We start from the raw sequence: 1,391 nt of genomic DNA, 5'->3' as shown, positions 1-1,391 counted from the left end.
TTCGTTAGCTTTAAGCTCACGACCTTCCAAACGTTTAGTGAAGTTGAATTCTACTGAGATTGGAACGCTGTTTACACGTTTTTCAGTTGGTTTAGTAGGAATTTCTGTCTTCTTAGTTTGTGGGTTGTAGAAGTGAACTACTTGTCCAGCTGTATTTTCAATATCTACACCGCCAGGAACAGAGTCTTTAACAGTGGTTGGGATATCGAATTTATAGTAACGACCAAAGGCAAACTTAGTTGTGTCGATGATTTGAGTATTTGCATCATCTCCAAGTGACTTAGTGAAGCCATCTTTAAGGTTAGCAGTAATCATACCATTTTCAACTTTGATGTCGAATTTAGCTGTTACATCTTCACCTGTTACTGAATCGTAAGCTTTAATAGCTGAAGCATCAAGATCCAATTTAGTTTCATCGTAGTCATCAGAGATACCAACTGTTTGGATGTAATCCTTGTTGTTAGCGTCGAATTTAGTTGTATCGAGCCATACTTGGTAAACAAGTTTTTCACCACGTTTAACAGATTTAGTATTCATGTTTTCAGCTTCGTTGTTTGATGCGTCATCAGCATATGGGTTCGCATTTGTATCTGCGTACTTGTCTGCCAATTCTTTATCATCATCAACAAGCTTGTTACCAGTGATGTCAAATTTCTCTTTGTTCACAACATATTTCTCTGGTTGGAACTTAGGTGTTTCTGGTGGAACCACCTTGTTGTTGAACTCTTTATCGTTAGCGCTTGAAGCGAATCCGCCTGTTGAAGCGTGGTTAACGACAGTTGTAAGAACTTTGCCTTCCTTAGTAACTTCCACTGTCACAGTAGCTTTCATAGCATCGTAAGTGATTGAAGCATCTTTACCAGCTACTTCTTCAACTGTGTAAGTGAATGTCTTACCAAGATCATCTTTGTTGAACAAGAGTTTTTCAAACTTGATGTGACCATCTTTATCGTTGGTTACTGTTTGAAGAACCTTGTTGTCTTTGTCTTTCAATACGAAGCTGAACTCACCTGCAGTCAACTCACGTCCTTCAAGTCGTTTAGTATAGTTGAACTCGAGTGGAACTGGAACGTTGTTTTCACGTGTTTGAGTTGGTTTTTCAGGAGTTGTAACTTTCTTATTGAATGGGTTGTATTGGTGAATTGTTTGGTTGGCTGTATTTTCAATATCAACACCGTCGTTAGCATCAATGTCTTTAACAACAGCTGGGATATCAAATTTATAGTAACGTCCAAAGGCAAACTTAGTTGTATCGATGACTGGAGTAGCATCAGTTGAGCTGATAGCCTTAGTCATGCTTGCTTTAGATGTACCATAGAGAACACCATTTTCAACCTTGATGTCGAATTTAGCTGTTACATCTTCACCAGTGATACCATCGTAAACCTTGA

At 38.5% G+C, this 1,391-nt stretch carries 1 protein-coding gene; it reads right to left on the bottom strand.

Annotated features, from left to right (window positions below; all coding sequences use genetic code 11):
* Positions 1 to 1,391 (bottom strand): SspB-related isopeptide-forming adhesin (locus AX663_RS00705; RefSeq protein ID WP_331708964.1); only part of this gene is annotated, 1,391 nt, incomplete at both ends.

The organism is Streptococcus sp. CCH8-H5, assembly GCF_001556505.1.
Lineage (GTDB): Bacteria > Bacillota > Bacilli > Lactobacillales > Streptococcaceae > Streptococcus.
Note: the sequence above shows the minus strand (reverse complement) of the source record. Positions and strands in the feature narration are given on the sequence as shown.